Raw genomic sequence first — 24,367 nt, forward strand, 5'->3', positions numbered from 1 at the left:
ATGCCGCGATTTCTCGCTCCGTTGCTCCTGCTGTGCCTGACCTTCAACGCCCACGCCGACAGTTACATCAGCCGCCTGTTGAACAAACCGGTGCCCGGCGGCGTGGCCGTGGTGGACCTGGGCCGTGCGGCCCAGCCGCCAAAAGCCACCTACCAAGGCAAACCGGTGCTGGTGGTCAAGGAACAGGACAACTGGCTGGCAATCGTCGGCATTCCCCTGACGGTCCAGCCTGGCACCCAGCAAATCAGCAGCGGCGCAACGACCCAGCCATTCGTGGTCGGCTATAAAAAGTACCCCGAGCAGCACATCACGCTGAAGGACAAACGCCAGGTCAACCCGAACCCGGCGGACCTCAAGCGCATCGACGCCGAACTGGCCGTGCAACTGAAGGCCTACCGCAGCTTCAGCCCAAACATTCCCAGCAACCTGCTGCTCGACAAACCGGTCAACGGCCCGCTGTCGAGCAAGTTCGGCGTGCGCCGGTTCTTCAACGGCGAAGAGCGCAACCCCCACGCCGGACTGGACTTCGCCGTGCCCGCGGGCACACCGATCAAGACCCCGGCAGCGGGCAAGGTGATCCTGATCGGTAATTATTTTTTCAACGGCAACACCGTGTTCGTCGACCATGGACAAGGCTTTATCAGCATGTTCTGCCACATGTCGAAGATTGACGTGAAGGTCGGCCAGCAACTGGCCCGAGGTACCGTGGTGGGCAAGGTCGGTTCCACGGGCCGGGCGACCGGGCCGCACATGCATTGGAACATCAGCCTGAACGATGCGCGGGTGGATCCGGCGATTTTTATCGGGGCGTTTCAACCCTGAGCTTTTGCGGTGAGGCTACCGGCCTCTTCGCGAGCAAGCCCGCTCCCACAGGTACAGCGTTGATTTTGAAATCGTCCACATTCCCCTGTGGGAGCGGGCTTGCTCGCGAAAGGGCCAGCGGCATCGGAACTCTTCGTCATGGATTGCCGAGTGACAAGCATCGACGCAATAAAACTACAAATACCGCATAGTCACGCGATTAAATCTCGCAAGCTCGCCTAAAAGCAGAACTTCTCTCAATTTTTTCCGACTGCTTGCGATCCTCTTCCCGCGCGGTTAGGGTTGAAGCATGAAAACCTCTCATACCCTCATTCAGCTTCGCCAGCACCGCAGTCTGTGCCTCGTCAGCGCACGACTGCCAGGCTGAATCGCGGCACCTCGTCCAGGCTGTAAGCCACCCCATTCGAACCACCGGCAGGCCGCCTTTTTCCGGCCACGACAATAAGGATTCCCCCGATGAGCATGCTCAAAGACCCGTCTTCGAAATATCGCGCCTTCCCAACCATCAACCTGCCGGATCGCACCTGGCCGTCGAAGACCATCACCGCCGCGCCGATCTGGTGCAGTTCCGACCTGCGTGACGGCAACCAATCGCTGATCGAGCCGATGGACGCGGTGAAGAAGCTCCGTTTCTGGAAAACCCTCGTCGCGGTGGGCGTGAAAGAAATCGAAGCGTCGTTCCCAGCCGCTTCGCAGACTGACTTCGATTTCGTGCGCACCCTCATCGAAGAAGGCCACATCCCGGACGACACCACTATCCAAGTGCTGACCCAGGCCCGTGAAGACCTGATCGCCCGTACGTTCGAATCGCTGCGCGGTGCGAAAAAAGCCATCGTCCACCTTTATAACGCCACCTGCCCTTCGTTCCGCCGCATCGTGTTCAACCAGGACAAGGAAGGCGTGAAGGAAATCGCGGTGAACGCGGCCAAGCTGTTCGTCAAATACGCGGCGCAGCAGCCCGAAACCCAGTGGCAGTTCGAGTACTCGCCGGAAACCTTCAGCGCCACCGAACTGGAATTCGCCAAGGAAGTCTGCGACGCGGTGATTGAAGTCTGGAACCCGACGCCCGAGCGCAAGGTGATCCTCAACCTGCCGGCCACCGTGGAAGTCGCTACCCCGAACATCTATGCCGATCAGATCGAGTGGTTCCACCGCAACATCACCCGTCGTGACAGCGTGCTCATCAGCCTGCACACCCACAACGACCGTGGCACCGGTGTCGCTGCTACCGAACTGGGCCTGATGGCCGGCGCCGACCGCGTCGAAGGCTGCCTGTTCGGCAACGGCGAGCGCACCGGTAACGTCGACTTGGTGACCGTGGCGCTGAACCTCTACACCCAGGGCATCAATCCCGGGCTGGACTTTTCCGACATCGACGGCGTGCGTAAAGTCGTCGAGGAATGCAACCAGATCCCGGTGCACCCGCGGCATCCGTACGTTGGTGACCTGGTCCACACCGCATTCTCCGGTTCGCACCAGGACGCGATTCGCAAGGGCTTCTCCCAGCAGAAATCGGAAGGCCTGTGGGAAGTGCCGTACCTGCCAATCGACCCGGCCGACATCGGTCGCAGCTACGAGGCAGTGATTCGCGTCAACAGCCAGTCCGGCAAGGGTGGCATTGCCTACCTGCTGGAACAGGAATACGGCATCAGCCTGCCGCGTCGCATGCAAATCGAATTCAGCCAGGTGGTGCAGCGCGAAACCGACCGCCTCGGCCTGGAAATGACTGCCCAGCAGATCCATGCCTTGCTGCAGCGCGAGTATCTGCAAGCCAATACCCCGTACGCGCTGGTCAGCCATCGCCTGCAGGAAGAAAACGGCAACAGCGCCGTGGAAGTGGAAGTCGCCAGCAAGGGCCAGGGCGAGACCAACCTGCACTGGCGCGGCAAGGGCAACGGCGCGCTGGAGGCGCTGGTGGCCGGCCTGCCAATTCCGGTGGAGATCATGGATTATAACGAACACGCCATCGGCGCAGGTACCAACGCCAAGGCGGCGGCGTACATCGAACTGCGAGTCAACGGCGAGCGTGCGGTGCACGGCGTGGGCATCGATGAAAACATCACCACGGCGAGCTTCAAGGCGCTGTTCAGCGCGCTGAACCGCTCGCTGAGCCAGCCGGAAGCCAAAGCGGCTTGATCCACGGCTAAAATGCAAAAGGCCCTGGGGTGTGAACCCTGGGGCCTTTTTGTTTGGCTGAATATTTATGCTGCCTGGTCCGGCCTCTTCGCGAGCAAGCTCGCTCCCACAGGGGATTTCTGGTGGACACAGACCCATTGTGGGAGCGAGCTCGCTCGCGATAGCGGTCTATCAGGCAGCGCAAACTTCAGGCATGGGTATCGATCGAAACGGTCATGGCCTGCAACAGTGCCCCTCGCAGGGTCATCAACGTCGCCTGGGTACCCATGATCTGATTTTGCAGAGCCATGGCCTGCTGGCTCTTTTGCTCCTCCGCCATCCGGCTGTTTTGAATCCGGGCCAACTGGGCCTGCTGCTGAGCCAATAACTTTTCGGTCTGCTCGATCTGTTTTTTCAGCTCATCGATGGTTTCTTTGTTGCTGCCGCCCGAACTGACACCCGTCGCTTCAGGAAGCTTGTCATCGTCTTTTTCTTCGGTGATACCCAACGATACCGTTGGGCTGGTAGCCGACGCGGGTGTCTCGGCGGCTCCCTTGAGCGAGATATTAGGGGACGATGGCAGGTAAGGGTTTAGGGTGGTTGCACTGATTGTGGTCATATGGACTCCTCCTTGGCTGACTGTTTATCGGCACACCCTAGCCCTTCTTGAGGGCTGAATCGTTTCAATCAGATGAATTCGAAGCTGTCGGCATCCAGGTTCGCCGGAAACCGCGTGCGATACGCCGCCAGGTCCGCCGCACTCAAACACACCGTGAACACACCGTCTGCCTCCCCGGCGCTGAGCAATGTCTCGCCCTGAAAATCCAGTACCTGGCTGTCACCGGTGTAGGCGAAGCCCTTGCCGTCGGTGCCGACGCGGTTCACCGCCGCCACGTAGCACAGGTTTTCGATGGCTCGGGCCGGCAGTAGCCGGTTCCAGTGCAGACGTCGCGCCCCGGGCCAGTTGGCGGTATAGAGCAACAGATCGGTGTCCTCCGCATCGCGGCTCCAGACCGGGAAGCGCAGGTCGTAGCAAATCAGCGGGCGGATTCGCCAGCCCTTGAGCTCGAACAACACCTGGCGCTCGCCTGGTGTGTAATGGTTATGCTCCCCCGCCATGCGAAACAGATGACGCTTGTCGTAATGCAGCACTTCACCGTCTGGCCGCGCCCAAAGCAGGCGATTGCGATGGCTGCCGTCAGCCGCCTGGATGATTACGCTGCCGGTGATTACCGCGTCCAGCTTCGCGGCCTGGGCCTTGAGCCATTGGCGTGTCGGGCCGTTTTCCGGCTCCGCCAGGGTCTGCGATTCCATGGAGAAACCGGTGGTGAACATTTCCGGCAGAACGATCAGGTCGGCCCCGCGTGCCTGCTCCAGCAGCGCTTCGAAATGTTCCAGGTTAGCCCGGCGGTCATGCCAGGCCAGGGTGGTCTGGATCAGGGCGACGTTAAGGTTGGGCAGCGTACTCAGATCACGCATAGTTTCTCCGCCGCTTCGCGCAGCGTCTCCTCACGCTTGGCAAAGCACAGGCGCACCAGGCGCTGGCCCTGCGGAGGGTTCTGGTAGAAGACCGAGACCGGGATCGTCGCCACACCGTGCTCGCGGGTCATCCAGACCGCCATATCGACATCATTCAAGTCCGGACGGATTTGCGAGTAATCCACCAGTTGGAAATAGGTACCGGCCACCCGTGTGAAGCTGAACCGCGACGGGGCCAGCAGATCACAGAACAGGTCGCGCTTGGCCTGGTAGAAATCCGGCAGCGCCTCGACGTGCTCCGGATGCTCGGCCATGTAGTCGGCCAGGGCGTACTGCAACGGTGTCACACCGCAGAAGCTGACGTACTGGTGCACCTTGCGCAGTTCAGTCGTCAGGGCCGGCGGCGCCACCACGTAGCCGGTTTTCCAGCCGGTGACGTGGTAGGTCTTGCCGAACGAGCTGACCACGAAAGCCCGTCGATACAGCTCCTCGTGGGCCAGCACGCTGGCATGGGACACGCCGTCAAACACCAAGTGTTCATAGACTTCGTCGCTGATCAGGTAGATGTCCCTGTCGCGAATCAGCGCCGCCAGTTGATCCAGTTCGGCATGGCTGATCAAGGCTCCGCTGGGGTTGTGCGGCGTGTTGAGGATGATCATGCGCGTGCGTGGGCTCAGGGCCTCACCGAGCTTTTGGAAATCGATGGCGAAATCACCCAGGCCCAGTTGCACATGCACGCAGCGCCCGCCGGCCAATTGCACCGCCGGCTCGTAGCTGTCATAGCAAGGGTCAAATACGATCACTTCGTCGCCGCTGTGCACCACCGCCGCGATGGCACAGAAAATCGCCTGGGTCGCGCCGGGCGTCACGGTGACTTCCTGATCGGCATCAACCGTGGCGCCATAGCTACGGCTGATTTTCGCCGCGATCTGCTGACGCAGGGCCGGCAAACCGGTCATCGGCGAATACTGGTTATGGCCCTGGGCGATGTGCCGGCCAACCGCATCGCGCAGAGCCTGCGGGCCATCGAAGTCGGGAAATCCCTGGGACAGGTTCAGCGCGCCGGTCTGCGCAGCGAGCTGGGACATCTGGGTGAAGATAGTAATGCCAACATTCGGCAACTTGCTGGTGATCATGCGGGGTTCCCTGCGCTGCACCCGGCTCTGGTGCGGCGCGGGAGAGATCGAGGATAGCCCAATCACCGGGCATGAAAAAGGGTGCCACCAAGGGCACCCTTTTCATGTCGCCGAACGACCGTGGCGAGGGAGCTTGCTCCCGCTGGGCTGCGCAGCAGCCCCTGGGTTGTGCCTGATGCACTGCGGGGGCAGAGACATCTGGGGGGCGCTTCGCACCCCAGCGGGAGCAAGCTCCCTCGCCACACAAGCTTGCGGGCAACAGGTATTGAATCAGCGCTTGTCGCGGCGCTTCTTGTCGGCCTTCTTGTGGTGCGACATCAAGCGGCGCTTCTTGTTGACCTGGCGGTCGGTGAGCGTGTTCTTGTTGCCTTCGTACGGGTTCTCGCCGCCCTTGAATTCAATGCGGATCGGCGTGCCGACCAGCTTCAGGACGCGGCGATAAGTGTTTTCCAAGTAACGAACATACGACTTGGGCACCTTCTCGATCTGGTTACCGTGGATCACGATAATCGGCGGGTTGGCACCGCCCAAGTGGGCATAGCGCAGCTTGATCCGACGGTTGTTGACCATTGGTGGCGCGTGCTCGCCAACGGCGTCTTCCAGGATCTGGGTCAGGCGGTTGGTCGGCCAGCGGGTGACCGCCGACTTGAACGAGTTCTGCACCGACGCGTAGAGGTTGCCCACGCCCGTGCCGTGCAGGGCCGAGATGAAGTGGATGTCGGCGAAGTCGACGAAGAACAGCCGGCGCTGCAATTCGACCTTCACGAAATCCCGCTCGCTCGGCGTCATGCCGTCCCACTTGTTGATCGCGATGACCAATGCACGACCGGCCTCCAGAGCGAAGCCCAGCAGGTTCAGGTCGTGGTCGACCACGCCCTCGCGGGCGTCCATCACGAAGATCACCACGTTGGCGTCTTTGATCGCCTGCAGGGTCTTGACCACGGAGAACTTTTCAACTTCTTCGTGGATCTTTCCGCGCTTACGCACACCGGCGGTGTCGATCAGCGTGTACTTCTCTTCGTTACGCTCGAAAGGAATGTAGATGCTGTCACGGGTGGTGCCGGGCTGGTCGTACACGATGACCCGGTCTTCGCCGAGCATGCGGTTGACCAACGTCGACTTGCCCACGTTCGGGCGGCCGATGATCGCGATCTTGATCCCGTCCTTTTCGCTTGGGCCCGGAATGCGCTTGGCTTCCTCGCCTTCGGCAACGATCTCTTCTTCGCCGTCTTCCGGCTCTTCCGCGTCGTCTTTGGGGAAGCTCTCCAGAGCGATTTCCAGCATCTGGGTGATGCCACGCCCGTGGGCACCGGCGATCGGGATCGCCTGGCCCATGCCCAACGGTGCGAATTCGGCGCGAGCCATGTCCGGGTCGATGTTGTCGACCTTGTTGGCGACCACGTAGGAACGCTTGTTACGCTTGCGCAAATGCTCGGCGATCATCTGGTCGGCGGCGGTAAAACCGGCCTTGGCGTCTACCAGGAACAGCACCACATCGGCTTCTTCGATGGCAAGCAGCGACTGCTCGGCCATTTTTTCGTCCATGCCGTGTTCATCACCGGAGATGCCGCCGGTATCGACCAGAATATAGGTACGCCCTTGCCACTTGGCCTCACCGTATTGGCGATCACGGGTCAGACCGGACAAGTCGCCGACAATGGCGTCGCGAGTCCTGGTCAGGCGGTTGAACAAGGTGGACTTGCCGACGTTCGGTCGGCCCACCAGGGCGATTACGGGAACCATGCGGCTCTCCACTTCGTTATTTCAGAAAATACAAAAGCCGCTGCGAGGCAGCGGCTGGTGCTCGGGGCAGTCTGTGCAAGCCCTGCAAACCTTGTGAACAAGGCCGCTTGGGGGATTAGCCCCAAGCATAGTCTTACTTGATGGTCAGGGCTTCCAGTTTGCCGCTGTTGCCATATACATAAATCATGTTGCCCGCCACCAGCGGACGAGCCCGCAGGCCGTCGCTGTCGATGCGCTCGCGGCCGACGAAACGGCCGTCCACCTGACTGAGCAGGTGCAGGTAACCTTCCAGGTCACCCACTGCCACGTAGCTGGAAAACACTTCCGGGGCCGACAGTTGACGACGGGCCAGGGAGTCGTTGCTCCACAAAGCAGTAGTGGAGCGCTCGTCGACGCCTTCAACCGTGCCCGAGGACAGGCTCACGTAGACGCTGCCAAAACCCTGGGCGACACCGGCGTAGCTGGACGCATCGCGCTGCCACAGCGGACGACCGCTTTCCAGGTCCAGCGCCGCGACGCGACCCTGGTAGCTGGCGACATACAGTGTACCGCCGGACAGCAACAGGCCGCCGTCGATGTCGACCACACGTTCCAGTTCCGAACGACCTTGTGGGACCGCTACCCGTTGCTCCCAGACCGGTACGCCGTTAGAAATATCCAGGGCGACCACTTTACCGGTCGACAGGCCAGCCACCGCGAGGCGGTTGGTGACGATCGGCGCACTGGTGCCACGCAGGGTCAGTACCGCCGGGGTGCTGTCGTACAACCAGCGCTGATTGCCGGTGGCGGCATCCAGGCCGATCAGGCGGTCGTCCTGGGTCTGGACCACGACCACATCGCCATTGGTGGCTGGCGGTGCGAGGACTTCACTGGTCACGCGGGCGCGCCATTTCTCTTCACCGCTGCTTGCGTCCAGGGCGACGATCTCACCCTTGAGCGTGCCGATCATGACCAGCCCGTAACCCACGCCAACGGCGCCGGAAACAGGCAGTTCGAGATCTTTCTTCCACTTCACGTCGCCATTGCTGCGATCCATCGCCATGACCACGCCCGTGACGTCGCCTGCATAGATGGTGTCGCCATCAATAGCCGGCACCAGCATGTTGTAGGTCTCACCCTGGCCATCGCCAATGGAACGGCTCCACTGCTTCTGCAGCACGACTTCTTCTTTGAAGTCGGTCAGTTCGGCCGGAGGCAGTTCTTTTTTGCTGTTGCTGCTGCAACCCGCGGCCAGAATGGCCAGGGCCAGCAATGCTGCATGTTTCCAACGGATCACGTCACGCATCCCCTTTGGCCAGGTCGTCGAGCTTGATTTGCAGGCCACCGACCGCGGCTTCATCCGACAGCGCAGCCTTCGCTTTCTGGTAGGCCGCATGGGCCTCATCGGCGCGGCCCAGCTGTACCAGCAGGTCGCCCTTGAGTTCTTCGCGGGTCGCCAGGAACGCCTTGTCGGCATCACCGTCGAGCAGCTTCAACGCGTCTTCGGTCTTGTTCTGAGCCGCCAACACCTGTGCCAGGCGCTGACGCGCCACTTCGCCCAAGGTTGGGTTGGCCGGCTTGTCGACGATGCCTTTGAGTTCGGTGGCCGCGTCATCCAGCTTGCCGCTATCCACCGCAACCTTGGCCACGAACAGGCGACCGTATTGCGCATAGGCGGTGCCGCCGAATTCCTTGTCGAGCTTGCCGGCCAGGTCCGCCACACGGGCAGCGTCAGGCTTGCCGTCGGGAGTCAGCGTGGTTTCCAGCAATTGCTGGTAAAGCGCCGAGGCGCCTTGCGACTGGCTGCTCTGGTATTTCTGGTAGGCCTGCCAGCCGAACACGATGACCAGCGCCAACAGGCCGCCAGTGACCAGCGGCTTGCCGTTGCGCGTCCACCAGTCCTTCAAATCCGCCAGCTGTTCATCTTCGGTACTCGACACCCCAATACTCCTTAATCGCTAAATCGGCTGTTCGACAGCTTCAACCCTGCACGACGCAGGTGGCCAGGTGTGCAGCAAGCACATCCCAGGCAATACTTTGTTGTTCGCCCTGGCCACGCAGGGGTTTGAAACCTACCACTTGTTGGGCCAGTTCGTCGTCACCCAGGATCAGTGCGTACAGCGCACCGCTCTTGTCGGCTTTCTTGAACTGGCTCTTGAAGCTTCCACCGCCGGCATTGATTTGCAGGCGCAGGTTGGGCAACTGGTCGCGGATCCGCTCGCTCAATGACAAGGCTGCCAGTTCGGCGGCCTCACCAAAAGCGCACAGGTAGACGTCGACTTGACGGGACAGCTCTTGCGGAACCTTGTCCAAGGCTTCGAGCATCAACACCAGGCGCTCGATGCCCATGGCAAAGCCCACGCCTGGAGTCGGCTTGCCGCCCATCTGCTCCACCAGCCCGTCGTAACGGCCGCCGGCGCACACAGTGCCCTGGGCACCGAGCTTGTCGGTGACCCATTCGAAAACAGTCTTGCTGTAGTAATCCAGGCCACGAACCAACTTGGGGTTGATCACGTAGGGAATGCCGACGGCATCCAGGCGCGCCTTCAACCCTTCGAAATGCGCGCGGGATTCGTCGTCGAGGTAGTCGGCCATTTTCGGGGCGTCGACCAGCACCGCTTGGGTGTCGGCATTCTTGGTGTCGAGCACGCGCAGTGGGTTGGTCTTCAGACGGCGCTGGCTGTCTTCGTCCAGCTTGTCCAGGTGCGCGGAGAGAAACTCCACCAACGCTTCACGGTAGCGCCCACGGGATTCGCTGGTGCCCAGGCTGTTGAGCTCGAGCTTGACCGCATCGCGAAGACCCAGCTCGCCCCACAGGCGCCAGGTCATGACGATCAGCTCGGCATCGATGTCCGGGCCGTCGAGGTTGAACACTTCGAGACCGATCTGGTGGAACTGGCGATAACGGCCTTTCTGCGGGCGTTCGTGACGGAACATCGGGCCGACGTACCAGAGTTTCTGCACCTGGCCGCCGCCTGTGATGCCATGCTCGAGCACTGCACGCACGCAGGCCGCCGTGCCTTCAGGGCGCAGGGTCAGGGAGTCACCGTTGCGGTCGTCGAAGGTGTACATCTCCTTTTCGACGATGTCGGTCACTTCACCAATGGAGCGCTTGAACAGTTCGGTGAATTCGACGATGGGCATGCGGATCTGCCGGTAACCGTAGTTATCCAGCAAACGCGCCACGGTGCCTTCGAAATAGCGCCACAGGGGCGTCTGCTCGGGCAGGATGTCGTTCATGCCACGAATGGCTTGCAGAGACTTGCTCACAAAATTTCCTTAATTCGTTCGATCAGCCGCGCGCGATGACCGCTGCGTCGGCTTCGACCTTTTCGGCCGCTTTCTGGCGGATCAGCCGTTCCAGCTCATCCACCAGATTGTCATTCGTCAGTTTCTGCGACGGCTTGCCGTCGATGTAAATCAGGTTCGGCGTACCGCCAGTCAGGCCAATATGGGCCTCCTTGGCTTCGCCCGGCCCGTTGACCACGCAACCGATCACCGCGACATCCAGCGGCACCAGCAGGTCCTCAAGGCGCCCTTCCAGCTCGTTCATGGTCTTGACCACATCGAAGTTCTGCCGCGAGCAGCTCGGGCAGGCGATGAAGTTGATCCCACGGGAACGCAGGTGCAGGGACTTGAGGATGTCGTAGCCGACTTTCACTTCCTCGACCGGATCAGCCGCCAACGAGATGCGGATGGTATCGCCAATCCCTTCGGCGAGCAGCATACCGAGGCCGACGGCAGATTTCACCGTACCCGAGCGCAACCCACCGGCTTCAGTGATGCCCAAGTGCAACGGCTGAACGATTTCCTTGGCCAACAGACGGTAGGCTTCCACCGCCATGAACACGTCGGAAGCCTTCACGCTGACCTTGAAGTCCTGGAAATTCAGGCGTTCGAGGTGCTCGACGTGGCGCAGGGCCGACTCTACCAGCGCCGCGGGGGTCGGTTCGCCGTATTTCTTTTGCAGGTCTTTTTCCAGGGAACCGGCGTTCACGCCGATACGGATCGGAATGCCCCGGTCACGGGCGGCATCCACCACGGCGCGTACGCGGTCTTCGCGGCCTATGTTGCCCGGGTTGATACGCAGGCAATCCACACCCAGCTCGGCCACGCGCAAGGCAATGCGGTAGTCGAAGTGGATGTCGGCCACCAAGGGGACCTTGACCAATTGCTTGATCTTGCCGAACGCCTCGGCAGCGTCCATGTCCGGCACGGAAACCCGCACGATGTCGACACCGGCGGCCTCCAGGCGGTTAATCTGAGCGACCGTGGCGGCCACGTCGTTGGTGTCGCTGTTGGTCATGCTCTGCACAGCGATAGGCGCATCGCCGCCGACAGGCACGTTACCGACCCAGATCTTCCGGGATTCGCGACGCTTGATTGGAGATTCGCCGTGCATGACTTATTGACCCAACTTCAGGCGAGCGGTCTCGCCACTGGTGAACGGAGCGATGTCGACCGGCTGGCCGTTGTAGCTGACCTGCGCGCCACGGGCGTAACCCAGGCGTACAGCAAATGGCGGCTTGCCATTGATGGTGGTGCTGTCGCCCTTGCGCTTGAGGCCACTGAACAGCACTTTGCCGTTGCCATCGGTGACCTGCGTCCAGCAGTCGGCAACAAACTGAATCTGTACCTGGCCTTCACCCGCGACTGGCGCCGGAGCCGGAGCTGCAGGAGCGGCGGGGGCTGTCGGCGCGACTGGAGCGGCGTGGGTAGCAGGCGCAGCCGGCGCTGGTGTGCTCGGCGCGGCAGGTGCAGCGGCAATCGGTGCTCCGCCTGTGGCCGGGGCAGCTGGCGCGGTCGGCGCGGGAGCAGGAACAGCCGGCTCAGCGCCCCCTTCGGCGTCCGCATCGTCCTGGCCTTGAGGCAGCGCCAGCGCGGTTTCGCCTTCGGCCTGGCCTTCGACTACAGCCTGGTCTTCCGGCTCGTCCAGCGGATGAATCTGGGTAGTGCCGTCCGCGCCTTCGACTTCGACATGCTCAGGGTTCATGGCGACCGGTTCCTTGTTGCGCAAGGAAGCCTGGTCTTGCCACCAGACAAAACCGCCGCCAATCACACCGATCAGCAACAATAGGCTGACGATCCGCAAAATGGTGTGGGAAACCCGCACCGGCTCTTCGATGCGACCCAGGCTGTGCACGCTGCTGCCTTGGGCGTCGGAACCGGTGTACTGGTCGAATTGCTGGACCAGGACGGTCTGGTCCATGCCAAGCAATTTGGCATAGGCGCGGATGTAGCCCCGGGCGAAGGTATGCCCCGGCAGTTTATCGAACGCGCCCGCTTCCAGATTGCTCAGGGAAGTCACGGTGAGATTGAGCTTGAGGGCCACTTCGGCCAGCGACCAACCATTGCTTTCGCGGGCTTGACGCAGGGTCTCACCGGGGTTTACGCGAGTCGCTGCTACAACTTCGGGATGCGCCGCTTTCATCATTGCTCCGACAGGTATTGCTGATATTCCGGCGTACCGGGATAGAGTCTTTTGAGTTGCAGGCCATAACTTGCAGCCTTGTCGCGATCTTCAAACACGTGTGCCAACCGAACACCGAGCAATAGACTACGTGCATTTTGCTCACTCAGCAGGCTAAAACGCTCGTAGTAGTCGCGCGCGGGCACATAATGCCTGTCTTCGTAAGACAACTCAGCCATTTCCAGCAAGGCTCGCGGTTGCTGACGGTTGAGCCGTAGTGCCTTTTCCAACTGCTGGCGCGCCAGGTCACGCTGGCCGAGCTGCGCAGCCGTCATGCCAAGGTTCTCGAAAACCCGCGAACGCTCAGGATAAAGGGTATCGGCGGCAGCCTGCTCGAAACGCTCGTAGGCGTCCTTGTAGCGTTTCTGCTCGAAAAGAAAACTGCCGTAGTTGTTCAGGATCCGTGCATCTTGCGGCCGACCGGACAGCGCCTTGCGAAAGTGCTCGTCGGCCAGCTCGGGTTCCATCTCCGCCTGGAACACCAACGCCAGGGCCGCGTTGGCATCCGGGTCGGAACTGTCCAGCTCCAGGGCTTTCTTGAGCGGGACCTTGGCCCGCTCGGTCATGCCCTGTTGCAGGTAGCCAATGCCCAATTGCACATAGGCCACACGTGCCTCGTCGCGCCCCTTGCTGGTCTTCATCGGGTTGTAGTCACCCGACAGGACACAACCGGAACAAAGGCCGGCTAACAGCAAAACGAGCGCGAAGCGCAGGGACATAGAGTTCCTCTCTTAGTGACTGTTCGCAGCGTTTTGCACCGCATCGTCGGAGGCGTTCAATTCACGCACGGCAATGTAGCGTTCGCTGCGACGGGTGCGATCCAGCACCTGTCCTACCAATTGGCCACATGCGGCATCGATGTCTTCGCCGCGAGTGGTACGCACGGTGACGTTGAAGCCAGCGTGGTGAAGCTGATCCTGGAAGCGACGAATCGCGTTGTTGCTCGGACGCTCGTAGCCGGAATGCGGGAACGGGTTGAACGGGATCAGGTTGATCTTGCATGGGATGTTCTTGAGCAGTTCGATCATCTCGACTGCGTGCTCGACCTTGTCGTTCACATCCTTGAGCAAGGTGTACTCGATTGTCAGCACACGTTTTTCGCCCAGGGACGACATGTAGCGCTGGCACGACTCGAGCAGCATCTTAAGCGGATACTTCTTGTTGATCGGCACCAATTGGTTACGCAATGCGTCATTGGGTGCGTGCAGCGACAACGCCAGGGAGACGTCGATGTGCTTGGCCAGCTCATCGATCATCGGCACCACGCCCGAGGTGGACAAGGTCACCCGGCGCTTGGAGATGCCGTAGCCCAGGTCATCCATCATCAGGTGCATGGCCGCGATGACGTTGTCAAAGTTCAGCAGCGGCTCACCCATGCCCATCATCACCACGTTGGTGATGGCACGGTCGACGGTCGCCGGGACGCTGCCAAAGGATTTGTTGGCAATCCACACTTGGCCGATCACTTCGGCGGCGGTGAGGTTGCTATTGAAGCCTTGCTTGCCGGTGGAGCAGAAACTGCAATCCAGGGCACAGCCTGCCTGGGACGAAACGCACAAAGTGCCGCGTTTGCCCTGGGGAATGTACACGGTCTCGACGCAGCTGCCGGACGCCACGCGCACCACCCACTTACGGGTGCCGTCGCTGGAAATGTCCTCGCTGACCACTTCGGGACCACGAATTTCAGCAACAGCCTTGAGCTTTTCACGCAAGGCCTTGCTGACGTTCGTCATGGCGTCGAAATCGTCGACGCCAAAGTGGTGAATCCATTTCATCACCTGGCCGGCACGGAAACGCTTCTCCCCGATTGAGTCGAAGAATTTTTCCATTTCCTGTTGGGTAAGCCCCAGCAGGTTGGTTTTAACAGTCGATGTAGTCATGGATTCACCTTCGCTCTTAAGCCAATGCTTAGCGAGCGGTTACTTCAGTAGCAGCGAAAAAGTAAGCGATTTCGCGGGCAGCAGCGGCTTCGGAATCCGAACCGTGAACGGCGTTGGCGTCGATGGACTCGGCGAAGTCAGCACGGATGGTGCCGGCAGCGGCTTCTTTAGGGTTGGTAGCGCCCATCAGCTCACGGTTGCGAGCGATGGCGTTTTCGCCTTCCAGCACCTGAACGACAACCGGACCGGAAGTCATGAAGGCAATCAGTTCACCGAAGAAACCGCGCTCGCTGTGCTCAGCGTAGAAGCCTTCGGCTTCGGCTTTGGACAGTTGCTTCATTTTCGAAGCTACAACGCGCAGGCCAGCGTCTTCGAAACGGGTAACGATCTTGCCGATCACGTTTTTAGCAACGGCGTCAGGCTTGATGATGGAGAAAGTACGTTGAACAGCCATGGTGTAACTCCAGAAACGGTAATTTGCGAAAAATTAAACCCGCGAATTATACGCGGGTTCAGGGGTATTGCCTAACCTGCCAGGTCGATCAGTCGATTTCGTCGATCCAGAGCGTCTGGACCGCTTCCAAGACCTTCTCGCCACAACGGCCAGAGGCATTGTCGAAATCGGGTAGCTCCATAATCCAGCGCTGCAAATCGACAAAATTCACAGTCAGCGGATTCACGTCCGGCTTCGCTTCGGCCAATTCTTCAGCGATGCGCTGTACATCATTCCAACCATAGCTCATGACAGTGTCACCATCAGTGCGGCGCTTCGGCCGCATGGTTAAGCGAATATTTCGGGATTTCGACGACGAGGTCTTCGGTGCCAACCTTGGCCTGGCACGTCAGGCGCGACGTCGGCTCCAGGCCCCACGCCTTATCAAGATAGTCCTCTTCCAGCTCATCGGCCTCGTTCAGCGAATCGAAACCCTCACGGATAACGCAGTGGCACGTGGTGCAGGCACAGACGCCGCCACAGGCGCTCTCGATCTCGATGTGATTGTCGTGGGCCACTTCGAGAATGGACTTGCCGGTTTCGGCCTCTACCACCATACCGTCCGGGCAGTGCTCGGCGTGTGGCAGAAAAATGATCTGCGGCATCAGTTATTCCTCGATTTCATTCAGGTTGCGCCCCGCCAGGGCGGATTTAACCGTCGAGTCCAGGCGGCGGGCAGCAAAGGCATCGGTGACCTGCGACAGACGCTTGGTCTGCTGCTCGATGGCATAGCCATCGGTGCCTTTGATCAATTCGGACAGTTCTTGCATCTGCAGCTCGATGACCATGCGTTCTTCGGCATCCAGCAAGCGCTCGCCGTCGGCTTCAAGAGCCCCTTGCACGGCTTCGACCAGGCGCTGGGCGTCGACCTGCTGCTCACGCAGCACGCGAGCGACCTTGTCGTCATTGGCATGCTGGAACGAATCCTTGAGCATCTTGGCGATTTCACCATCGGTCAGGCCGTAGGACGGCTTGACCTGGATGCTCGCCTCGACGCCCGAACCCAGCTCGCGGGCGGAGACATTGAGCAAACCGTCGGCATCGACCTGGAAGGTCACGCGAATTTTCGCCGCGCCAGCGACCATGGCCGGGATGCCACGCAATTCGAAGCGGGCCAGGGAACGGCAGTCGCTGATCAGCTCACGCTCGCCTTGCAGCACGTGAATCATCATGGCCGACTGGCCGTCTTTATAGGTGGTGAAGTCTTGGGCGCGGGCAACGGGGATGGTGGTGTTGCGCGGGATCACCTTCTCCATCAGGCCGCCCATGGTTTCCAGACCCAAGGACAACGGAATCACGTCGAGCAGCAGCAGTTCGCCGCCCTCGCGCTTGTTGCCGGCCAGGGTATCGGCCTGGATCGCCGCGCCAATGGCGACCACCTGGTCCGGGTCGATTTCGGTCAGCGGCTGGCGACCAAAGGCTTCGGCAACAGCTTCACGAACGCGCGGCACACGGGTCGAACCGCCAACCATGACCACCGCTTTAACATCTTCGAGCTCAACGCCTGAATCACGTACCGCACGGCGGCAAGCCTTGAGGCTGCGGGCGACCATCGGCTCGATCAGCGCATCGAACGCTTCGCGCGTCAGTGAGGCTTTCCAATCACCGTAGGCCACTTCGACGGTCGCGGCATCGGTCAGCGCTTCCTTGGCGGCACAGGCGGTTTGCAGCAAGTGACGCTGGGCACCCGGATCGAGATCGGCGGACAGGCCCGCTTGTTCGATGATCCAGCCGGCAATGGCATGGTCGAAGTCATCGCCGCCCAGGGCGCTGTCGCCGCCGGTGGCCAGGACTTCGAAGACGCCGCCAGTCAGGCGCAGGATGGAAATATCGAAAGTACCGCCGCCCAGGTCGTAGATGGCAACCAGGCCTTCAGCGTGCTGGTCCAGGCCATACGCCACGGCAGCAGCGGTCGGCTCGTTGAGCAGGCGCAGTACATTGAGGCCGGCCAGCTTCGCCGCGTCCTTGGTGGCTTGACGCTGGGCGTCGTCGAAATAGGCCGGGACGGTGATGACCGCGCCGACCAGTTCGCCACCCAATGCCGCTTCGGCGCGCTGACGCAAGACTTTGAGGATGTCTGCCGACACTTCCACCGGGCTTTTCGGGCCCTGGACGGTTTCGATGAACGGCATGTGGGATTCGCCGCCGACGAAGCGGTACGGCAGTTGCTCGCCCAATTGCTTGACGTCGGACAGACCACGACCCATCAAGCGCTTGACCGAGACAATGGTGTTCAACGGGTCGGTGGCGGCGGCCAGCTTGGCCGACTCGCCCACTTCGACGCGATCGGCGTGATAGCGCACGGCGGACGGCAGGATCACCTGCCCGCGCTCATCGGCCAGCGGTTCGGAAAGACCGCTGCGCAAGGCAGCGACCAGGGAATTGGTAGTACCCAAGTCGATCCCGACAGCCAGGCGACGCTGGTGCGGTTGTGGACTTTGGCCGGGTTCGGCGATCTGCAGTAGGGCCATCGTAATCAGGACTTATCTGTAATCAGGCGTGCGACCGGAGCGGCACTGGGTTAATCGTCGAGGCGCTCTTCGAGCTGGCGCACTTCGTAGGTGAGCTTGTCGAGGAACTGCATGCGCCGCATCAGGCGTTCGGCCTGTTCGCGTTGCGCGGCATCGTTCCAGCAGGCTGCGAAGCTTTCGTTCAGTTCTTGCTGGGCGTCTTTCAAGCGCCGCTTGAATACCGCGACACCGGCCAGGTCGGCGCTGTCCTGCAGGTCCTCGAGTTCTTCGCGCCATTGCATCTGCTGCAAAAGAAACTCGGGATCGTGGACCGTGACCTCCAGAGGCAACTCATGACCGCTGATGGCGAGCAGGTAGCGCGCGCGCTTGGCCGGGTGCTTGAGTGTCTGGTAGGCCTCGTTGAGGTTCGCCGACTGCTCAAGCGCCCGCCGCTGCTCAGCTTCGGAGGCATCGGCAAAACGGTCCGGGTGGACACCACGGGCCAATTCCAGGTAACGCGCCGACAACTGGTCGAGGTCCAGCTGGAAAGCAGGCTGCAACTGGAACAACGCAAAATGACAAGGAGTACCCACAAGCTGCCTCAGATGTTGAAGCTTTCGCCGCAGCCACATTCACCGCGCACGTTGGGGTTGTTGAACTTGAAGCCTTCGTTCAACCCTTCCTTGACGAAATCCAGTTCAGTGCCGTCCAGGTACGTCAGGCTTTTCGGGTCGATGATCACTTTCTGACCATGACTTTCGAATACCTGATCGTCTTCGCCCACTTCGTCGACGAATTCCAGCACATAGGCAAGGCCAGAGCAGCCCGTGGTGCGAACACCCAGGCGGATACCCTCGCCCTTGCCGCGCCCTGCAAGGGAGCGCTGGATATGGTTAGCTGCCGCTTCTGTCATCTGGATAGCCATGGAAACTCCTTACCGTTACGCGGATCAGATCAAGCCTTTCTTCTGCTTGTAATCGCGAACGGCAGCCTTGATGGCGTCTTCAGCGAGTACCGAGCAGTGGATCTTCACTGGCGGCAGGGCCAGTTCTTCGGCCAGCTGGGTGTTCTTGATGGTTTCGGCTTCATCAAGGGTCTTGCCCTTCATCCACTCGGTGGCCAGGGAGCTGGACGCAATGGCGGAACCGCAGCCGTAGGTCTTGAACTTGGCGTCTTCGATGATGCCTTGCTCGTTGACCTTGATCTGCAGGCGCATCACGTCGCCGCACGCCGGGGCGCCGACCATGCCGGTGCCGACATCAGGATCCTGCGCGTCCATCTTGCCGACGTTGCGCGGGTTCTCGTAGTGGTCGATGACCTTTTCGCTATATGCCATTTGCTTCAATCCTCATCAGTGGAGTCGCTCTGGTGGCGACTTCTCAGTGCGCCGCCCATTCGATTTTCGAAATGTCGACGCCGTCTTTGTACATGTCCCACAGCGGCGACAGAGCGCGCAGCTTGGTAACGGCCTCGCAGACTTTCTGCGCGGCGTAATCGATTTCTTCTTCGGTGGTGAAGCGGCCGAAGGTGAAGCGGATCGAACTGTGCGCCAATTCGTCGTTGCGGCCCAGGGCGCGCAATACGTAGGAAGGCTCCAGCGATGCCGAGGTGCAGGCCGAACCGGACGACACGGCCAGATCCTTGAGCGCCATGATCAGCGACTCGCCTTCAACGTAGTTGAAGCTCAGGTTCAGGTTGTGCGGTACGCGGGCGATCATGCTGCCGTTGACGTAGAGCTCTTCGAGGTGCTCGACCTGCTTGAAGAAACGGTCGCTCAAGGCCTTGATGCGCACGTTTTCGGCAGCCATGTCTTCCTTGGCTACGCGGAAGGCTTCGCCCATGCCGACGATCTGGTGGGTCGCCAGGGTGCCGGAACGCATGCCACGTTCGTGACCGCCACCGTGCATGGTCGCTTCGATGCGAACACGCGGCTTGCGGCTCACGTACAACGCGCCGATGCCTTTAGGGCCGTAGGTCTTGTGTGCCGAGAACGACATCAGGTCGACTTTGAGCTTGGACAGGTCGATGTCGACCTTGCCAGTGGACTGGGCCGCATCGACGTGGAACAGGACGCCTTTGGAGCGGGTCAGCTCGCCAATGGCTTCGATGTCGTTGATGGTGCCGATTTCGTTGTTCACGTGCATGATCGAAACCAGGATCGTATCGTCGCGCAGCGCGGCTTCGATCATGGCTGGGGTGATCAGGCCGTCTTCGCCCGGCTCGATGTAGGTGACTTCGAAGCCTTCACGCTCCAGTTGGCGCATGGTGTCCAGGACAGCCTTGTGCTCGACCTTGGAGGTGATCAGGTGCTTGCCCTTGGTGTGGTAGAAGTGCGCGACACCCTTGATGGCCAGGTTGTCGGACTCGGTGGCACCAGAGGTCCAGACGATTTCACGCGGGTCGGCGTTGACCAGGTCAGCGACTTGGCGACGAGCGTTTTCGACCGACTCTTCAGCCTTCCAGCCAAATACGTGGGAGCGGGACGCCGGGTTACCGAAGTTCCCGTCGACCAGCAGGCATTCGCTCATTTTTTGCGCGACACGCGGATCAACCGGGGTGGTCGCAGAGTAATCAAGGTAAATCGGCAATTTCATGGACTCTCTCCTAAATCAGGCTGGCTGGCGTTCCGCTTGCTCTGCGGCAGTCATTCGACGGCGGACGCTTCAATCTTGTCCAGGTGCGGCGCCTTGCTGTTGCAACGGCGCTGGTCCTGACGCTGGGCTACTTCTTGCACCTCACGGCGAGTTACAAGGTCAGCCAAGCTGATACCGCTTAGAAATTCGTGGATCTGCAGGCTGAGGTCGCACCACAAGTGGTGGGTCAGGCAAGTATCGCCGCCATGGCAGTCGCCAAGGCCCTGGCATTTGGTCGCATCGACCGATTCGTTTACGGCATCGATCACCTGGGCGACCTGGATGCCTTGCATGTCACGCGACAGCTGGTAGCCGCCACCGGGACCGCGAACGCTGGAGACCAGGTTGCTGCGGCGCAGCTTGGCGAACAGCTGTTCAAGGTAAGACAGGGAAATGCCCTGGCGCTCGGAGATATCGGCCAGGGACACCGGCCCGTGCTGCGCATGCAATGCAAGATCCAGCATCGCGGTCACGGCGTATCGGCCTTTTGTAGTCAGTCGCATGGACAATTACCACGGAGTTTCGGAATGGAGGCGAGTATGCAATTCCCGAGTATTTAAGTCAAGTATAAGACCTAGCGCATTACTCGGGTTTACCCGCGAAAGAGCGCGCGCATGATATCAAAGGTAGGCGACTAACGACCAGCTATACCGCGTTATCGTTCTTCGCGGGCAAGCCCGCTCCCACAGGGATCTCTGGCGAGAACACAACTCATGTACGACGCAGATCCAATGTGGGAGCGAGCTTGCTCGCGATGAGGCCAGCAGGGTTTCAGCTGGCCTGGCTTTCATCCTTGTCCTTCACACACGCAAAGTCTTCTTCGCGCAGCTCAGGCAAGTCCTTGGCGCAGTAATTACTGCCCAAGTCCTTCAGGGCGCCGCACATCCCCTCCAAACGCCCATCGACGGCCTGCAGGTGATCGAGCAACTGATTGATGGCGCGAGCGACCGGGTCGGGCATGTCTTCGCCAACACCGTAGGCATCGAAGCCGATTTTCTCGGCCATGGCCTTGCGCCGGGCGTCTTGCTCATCATCGGACTTGACAATGATTCGCCCCGGAATGCCCACCACGGTCGCGCCGGGCGGCACAGCCTTGGTGACCACGGCATTGGAACCGACTTTCGCCCCAGCGCCGACGGTGAACGGACCGAGCACCTTGGCGCCCGCGCCCACCACCACACCGTCTTCCAGGGTCGGGTGGCGCTTGCCTTTGTTCCAACTGGTGCCGCCGAGGGTCACGCCCTGGTACAGGGTCACGTCGTCGCCAATTTCGGCGGTTTCGCCAATGACGATGCCCATGCCATGATCAATGAAGAACCGACGACCGACCTTGGCGCCTGGATGAATCTCGATACCGGTCAGCCAGCGACCGAAGTTCGAGACCAGCCGCGCCAGCCACTTCCAGCCCATATTCCACAAGGCGCCAGACAGGCGATGGATCCAGATCGCGTGCATACCCGGATAGCAGGTCAGCACTTCAAAGGCATTGCGCGCCGCCGGGTCACGATGGAAAACGCTTTGGATATCTTCACGCAAACGTTCGAACATTTTATTTCTTCCGCTTAATCAGCTCGCCACGGGCCGCCTTCTGGGTTTCCGTGAGGATGCCGCGCAATATATTCATCTCCGCCCGGCTGACCGAGCTTCGTCCGTACAACCGACGCAGGCGCGCCATCAAGTGCCGCGGCTTTTCCGGGTCGAGGAATTCGATGTCCACCAGGGTCTGTTCCAGGTGTTCAAAGAATCGTTCCAACTCGTCCATGGTCGCCAGTGTCTCACTGCGCGGCGACGTGACCTCGGTTTTTTCGACTTTGCTGGGCTTGCCTTCGGCTGCCAGCCAAGCCATGCGCACTTCATAGCTCAACACCTGCACCGCCGCCCCGAGGTTCAAGGAACTGAACTCGGGATCGGAAGGGATATGCACGTGAAAGTGACATCGCTGCAGCTCGTCGTTGGTCAGGCCGGAATCTTCACGACCGAACACCAGGGCGATCTCAAAACCTTGCGCGGCCTCCTCGACCACTTTGGTGCCGCATTCGCGGGGATCGAGCAGCGGCCAGGGGATACGGCGGTCGCGGGCGCTGGTGCCGAGCACCAGGTTGCACCCCACCAAGGCGTCTTCCAGGGTGGCGACGACCTGGGCATTGGCCAGGATGTCACCGGCACCGGAAGCCCGGGCGTCAGCCTCGTGATGAGGAAACAAGCGCGGTTCGACCAGCACCAGGCGCGACAGGCCCATGTTCTTCATGGCCCGCGCCGCTCCGCCGATGTTACCCGGATGGCTGGTATTGACCAGGACGACACGAATGTTCTGCAACAAGGGAGGCGCTCTCGAACACGATAAAGGGAGCAAATCTTACATAAGCACCTACCGTTAAGCTATGAAAGCGAACACCAACCTTCTCCTCGGAAAACTTTCTGATAGAATGCGCGGCTTTCTTTAACAACCTTAGGTGACACATCCATGCAGCCCATGCTGAATATCGCGCTGCGCGCCGCCCGCAGCGCCAGTGAACTGATCTTCCGCTCCATCGAGCGCCTGGATACCATCAAGGTCGATGAAAAAGACGCCAAGGACTACGTGTCCGAGGTTGATCGCGCCGCCGAGCAAAAAATCGTCGACGCCCTGCGCAAGGCTTACCCGAACCACTCCATCCTCGGTGAAGAGACTGGCATGCACGCCGGTACCGGCATCGAAGGCGAAGAATACCTGTGGATCATCGATCCGCTGGACGGCACCACCAACTTCCTGCGCGGCATCCCTCACTTCGCTGTCAGCATCGCCTGCAAATACCGTGGTCGCCTGGAACACGCCGTTGTGCTGGACCCGGTTCGCCAGGAAGAATTCACCGCCAGCCGTGGCCGTGGCGCCCAGTTGAACGGTCGTCGCCTGCGCGTCAGCGGCCGTACCAGCCTGGACGGTGCCCTGCTGGGCACTGGCTTCCCGTTCCGTGATGACCAGATGGATAACCTGGACAACTACCTGGGCATGTTCCGCGCGCTGGTCGGCCAAACCGCCGGCATCCGCCGCGCCGGTGCCGCCAGCCTGGACTTGGCTTATGTGGCTGCGGGTCGTTTCGATGCATTTTGGGAATCGGGCCTGTCCGAATGGGACATGGCTGCAGGCGCCCTGCTGATCCAGGAAGCCGGCGGCTTGGTGAGCGACTTCACCGGCGGTCACGACTTCCTTGAAAAGGGCCACATCGTTGCCGGTAACACCAAATGCTTCAAGGCTGTACTTACCGCCATCCAGCCGCATTTGCCGGCTTCGCTGAAGCGCTAAGCAACTCGGCTACAGAAAAAGCACCTTTCGGGGTGCTTTTTTTATGCCTGCGATTACACCACTAAACAACCTGTGGCGAGGGAGCTTGCTCCCGCTGGGCTGCGTAGCGGCCCCAAGATTTTACGGTCGCTGTGCAACCGAGCGGGAGCAAGCTCCCTCGCCACAATGGATTACATCCAAGAACATCGAGGCAAGCTGAACCCCCGCTTTCGCGGGCAAGCCCGCTCCCACAAGGATGGGGGGATGTCCGAAATCCGAGCACAAAAAAAGCACCCCGAAGGGTGCTTCTTTTTAGCGGTTGGATTACTGAGCCGGTTCGTTCTGGCCCAGGATCAGTTGGCCTTCTTTGTTCACCGGGATTTGGTTGCCCGGGTCGCGGTCCATGCGGACCTTGCCTTCTTTGCCGTCGAGCATGTAGCGAACGTCGTAGCCTACAACCTTGTCGCTGATGTCATTGACGGTGTTGCAGCGCGTTTGGGTCGTGGTGTAAGTGTCGCGCTCCTGCATCCCTTCCTGAATCTTGTTACCGGCATAACCGCCGCCGGCCGCACCCGCCACGGTGGCGATTTTCTTGCCGGTGCCGCCACCGACCTGGTTGCCCAACAGGCCACCGGCCAGGGCGCCGATCACGGTGCCGGCGATCTGGTGCTGGTCCTGGACTGGCTTCTGCCGGGTCACGGTGACGTCCTTGCACACCTCACGCGGAGTCTTGATTTGAGTCTTGACCGGCTCCACGGCCAGTACTTGCGCAGACTCAGGGCCACTTTTTACCAAGCTGTAGGTGGCGACCGCACCACCGGCTGTTACACCGACAGCACCCAATACCGCACCAACCAGCATCGATTTGTTCACTTGAACCTCCAGGGCATCACAAGCGGATTAAT

At 60.6% G+C, this 24,367-nt stretch carries 26 protein-coding genes; 3 read left to right on the forward strand and 23 right to left on the reverse strand.

Features of this window, described 5'->3' with window-relative positions; genetic code table 11:
- Positions 1 to 822: a peptidoglycan DD-metalloendopeptidase family protein gene (locus AD663_RS21995; protein WP_003185112.1), complete on the forward strand. Its 822-nt coding sequence runs from the start codon at positions 1 to 3 to the stop codon at positions 820 to 822.
- 456 nt (positions 823 to 1,278) lie between these two features.
- Positions 1,279 to 2,958: a 2-isopropylmalate synthase gene (leuA, locus tag AD663_RS22000; protein ID WP_003185113.1), complete on the forward strand. Its 1,680-nt coding sequence runs from the start codon at positions 1,279 to 1,281 to the stop codon at positions 2,956 to 2,958.
- A gap of 187 nt (positions 2,959 to 3,145) precedes the next feature.
- Here the strand turns inward: leuA and AD663_RS22005 are convergent, their stop codons facing one another.
- From AD663_RS22005 to trmJ, 22 genes are all read right to left on the reverse strand, one after another.
- Positions 3,146 to 3,556, reverse strand: coding sequence for a hypothetical protein (locus AD663_RS22005; protein WP_003185115.1), 411 nt, complete (start codon positions 3,554 to 3,556; stop codon positions 3,146 to 3,148).
- Between the two features lie 68 nt (positions 3,557 to 3,624).
- Positions 3,625 to 4,416, reverse strand: a complete 792-nt coding sequence (locus AD663_RS22010) for an amidohydrolase (RefSeq protein WP_053214530.1) — start codon at positions 4,414 to 4,416, stop codon at positions 3,625 to 3,627.
- A complete protein-coding gene (locus AD663_RS22015; protein WP_053214531.1) occupies positions 4,404 to 5,552 on the reverse strand; it encodes a pyridoxal phosphate-dependent aminotransferase in 1,149 nt (382 codons plus the stop codon). The genes AD663_RS22010 and AD663_RS22015 overlap by 13 nt, the downstream gene beginning before the upstream one ends.
- A 270-nt stretch (positions 5,553 to 5,822) precedes the next feature.
- A complete protein-coding gene (gene der / locus AD663_RS22020; protein WP_003185121.1) occupies positions 5,823 to 7,295 on the reverse strand; it encodes a ribosome biogenesis GTPase Der in 1,473 nt (490 codons plus the stop codon).
- 133 nt (positions 7,296 to 7,428) lie between these two features.
- Entirely contained in the window at positions 7,429 to 8,580 is a 1,152-nt protein-coding gene (gene bamB / locus AD663_RS22025; protein ID WP_003185123.1) for an outer membrane protein assembly factor BamB, read from the reverse strand.
- Entirely contained in the window at positions 8,573 to 9,214 is a 642-nt protein-coding gene (locus AD663_RS22030; RefSeq protein ID WP_003185125.1) for a tetratricopeptide repeat protein, read from the reverse strand. The genes bamB and AD663_RS22030 overlap by 8 nt, the downstream gene beginning before the upstream one ends.
- Positions 9,215 to 9,254: 40 nt before the next feature.
- Positions 9,255 to 10,544 (reverse strand): histidine--tRNA ligase, encoded by a 1,290-nt coding sequence (hisS, locus tag AD663_RS22035; RefSeq protein ID WP_003185126.1) that lies wholly within the window; start codon positions 10,542 to 10,544, stop codon positions 9,255 to 9,257.
- A 22-nt stretch (positions 10,545 to 10,566) separates the two neighbouring features.
- Positions 10,567 to 11,676, reverse strand: coding sequence for a flavodoxin-dependent (E)-4-hydroxy-3-methylbut-2-enyl-diphosphate synthase (ispG, locus tag AD663_RS22040; protein ID WP_003185136.1), 1,110 nt, complete (start codon positions 11,674 to 11,676; stop codon positions 10,567 to 10,569).
- A gap of 3 nt (positions 11,677 to 11,679) precedes the next feature.
- Complete coding sequence (locus tag AD663_RS22045) at positions 11,680 to 12,705, reverse strand: RodZ family helix-turn-helix domain-containing protein (protein WP_053214532.1); 1,026 nt, start codon at positions 12,703 to 12,705, stop codon at positions 11,680 to 11,682.
- On the reverse strand, positions 12,705 to 13,463 hold the full coding sequence (gene pilW, locus AD663_RS22050) for a type IV pilus biogenesis/stability protein PilW (RefSeq protein WP_003185139.1): 759 nt from the start codon (positions 13,461 to 13,463) through the stop codon (positions 12,705 to 12,707). The genes AD663_RS22045 and pilW overlap by 1 nt, the downstream gene beginning before the upstream one ends.
- A gap of 12 nt (positions 13,464 to 13,475) precedes the next feature.
- Positions 13,476 to 14,624, reverse strand: a complete 1,149-nt coding sequence (rlmN, locus tag AD663_RS22055; protein ID WP_053214533.1) for a 23S rRNA (adenine(2503)-C(2))-methyltransferase RlmN — start codon at positions 14,622 to 14,624, stop codon at positions 13,476 to 13,478.
- 28 nt (positions 14,625 to 14,652) lie between these two features.
- Positions 14,653 to 15,078, reverse strand: coding sequence for a nucleoside-diphosphate kinase (gene ndk, locus AD663_RS22060; protein ID WP_053214534.1), 426 nt, complete (start codon positions 15,076 to 15,078; stop codon positions 14,653 to 14,655).
- Between the two features lie 88 nt (positions 15,079 to 15,166).
- Complete coding sequence (gene iscX, locus AD663_RS22065; protein WP_053214535.1) at positions 15,167 to 15,367, reverse strand: Fe-S cluster assembly protein IscX; 201 nt, start codon at positions 15,365 to 15,367, stop codon at positions 15,167 to 15,169.
- 13 nt (positions 15,368 to 15,380) lie between these two features.
- Positions 15,381 to 15,722: an ISC system 2Fe-2S type ferredoxin gene (gene fdx / locus AD663_RS22070; RefSeq protein ID WP_003185149.1), complete on the reverse strand. Its 342-nt coding sequence runs from the start codon at positions 15,720 to 15,722 to the stop codon at positions 15,381 to 15,383.
- A gap of 3 nt (positions 15,723 to 15,725) precedes the next feature.
- The gene (hscA, locus tag AD663_RS22075; RefSeq protein ID WP_053214536.1) at positions 15,726 to 17,588 is read right to left on the reverse strand and encodes a Fe-S protein assembly chaperone HscA; all 1,863 of its coding nucleotides are present in this window, start codon (positions 17,586 to 17,588) and stop codon (positions 15,726 to 15,728) included.
- A gap of 50 nt (positions 17,589 to 17,638) precedes the next feature.
- Positions 17,639 to 18,160 carry a co-chaperone HscB gene (gene hscB / locus AD663_RS22080; protein WP_003185153.1) on the reverse strand — a complete coding sequence of 174 codons (522 nt, stop codon included), beginning with the start codon at positions 18,158 to 18,160 and terminating at the stop codon, positions 17,639 to 17,641.
- Positions 18,161 to 18,168: 8 nt separating this feature from the next.
- Positions 18,169 to 18,492 (reverse strand): iron-sulfur cluster assembly protein IscA, encoded by a 324-nt coding sequence (gene iscA / locus AD663_RS22085; RefSeq protein WP_003185155.1) that lies wholly within the window; start codon positions 18,490 to 18,492, stop codon positions 18,169 to 18,171.
- Positions 18,493 to 18,516: 24 nt separating this feature from the next.
- Positions 18,517 to 18,903: a Fe-S cluster assembly scaffold IscU gene (iscU, locus tag AD663_RS22090; protein WP_003185157.1), complete on the reverse strand. Its 387-nt coding sequence runs from the start codon at positions 18,901 to 18,903 to the stop codon at positions 18,517 to 18,519.
- 43 nt (positions 18,904 to 18,946) lie between these two features.
- Positions 18,947 to 20,161, reverse strand: coding sequence for an IscS subfamily cysteine desulfurase (locus tag AD663_RS22095; protein ID WP_003185159.1), 1,215 nt, complete (start codon positions 20,159 to 20,161; stop codon positions 18,947 to 18,949).
- A gap of 50 nt (positions 20,162 to 20,211) precedes the next feature.
- Entirely contained in the window at positions 20,212 to 20,703 is a 492-nt protein-coding gene (iscR, locus tag AD663_RS22100) for a Fe-S cluster assembly transcriptional regulator IscR (RefSeq protein WP_003185160.1), read from the reverse strand.
- 268 nt (positions 20,704 to 20,971) lie between these two features.
- Positions 20,972 to 21,748 (reverse strand): serine O-acetyltransferase, encoded by a 777-nt coding sequence (cysE, locus tag AD663_RS22105; RefSeq protein WP_003185162.1) that lies wholly within the window; start codon positions 21,746 to 21,748, stop codon positions 20,972 to 20,974.
- Between the two features lies 1 nt (position 21,749).
- Positions 21,750 to 22,520 carry a tRNA (cytosine(32)/uridine(32)-2'-O)-methyltransferase TrmJ gene (trmJ, locus tag AD663_RS22110; RefSeq protein ID WP_003185164.1) on the reverse strand — a complete coding sequence of 257 codons (771 nt, stop codon included), beginning with the start codon at positions 22,518 to 22,520 and terminating at the stop codon, positions 21,750 to 21,752.
- Positions 22,521 to 22,664: 144 nt separating this feature from the next.
- Here trmJ and suhB point away from each other — a divergent pair, with 144 nt between their 5' ends.
- Positions 22,665 to 23,483: an inositol-phosphate phosphatase gene (gene suhB / locus AD663_RS22115; RefSeq protein ID WP_003185165.1), complete on the forward strand. Its 819-nt coding sequence runs from the start codon at positions 22,665 to 22,667 to the stop codon at positions 23,481 to 23,483.
- 303 nt (positions 23,484 to 23,786) lie between these two features.
- Here the strand turns inward: suhB and AD663_RS22120 are convergent, their stop codons facing one another.
- Complete coding sequence (locus AD663_RS22120; RefSeq protein WP_003185167.1) at positions 23,787 to 24,335, reverse strand: glycine zipper 2TM domain-containing protein; 549 nt, start codon at positions 24,333 to 24,335, stop codon at positions 23,787 to 23,789.
- Between the last annotated feature and the right edge of the window lie 32 nt (positions 24,336 to 24,367).

The sequence above is a fragment of the Pseudomonas sp. Q12-87 genome (assembly GCF_001269755.1).
Lineage (GTDB): Bacteria > Pseudomonadota > Gammaproteobacteria > Pseudomonadales > Pseudomonadaceae > Aquipseudomonas > Aquipseudomonas fluorescens_S.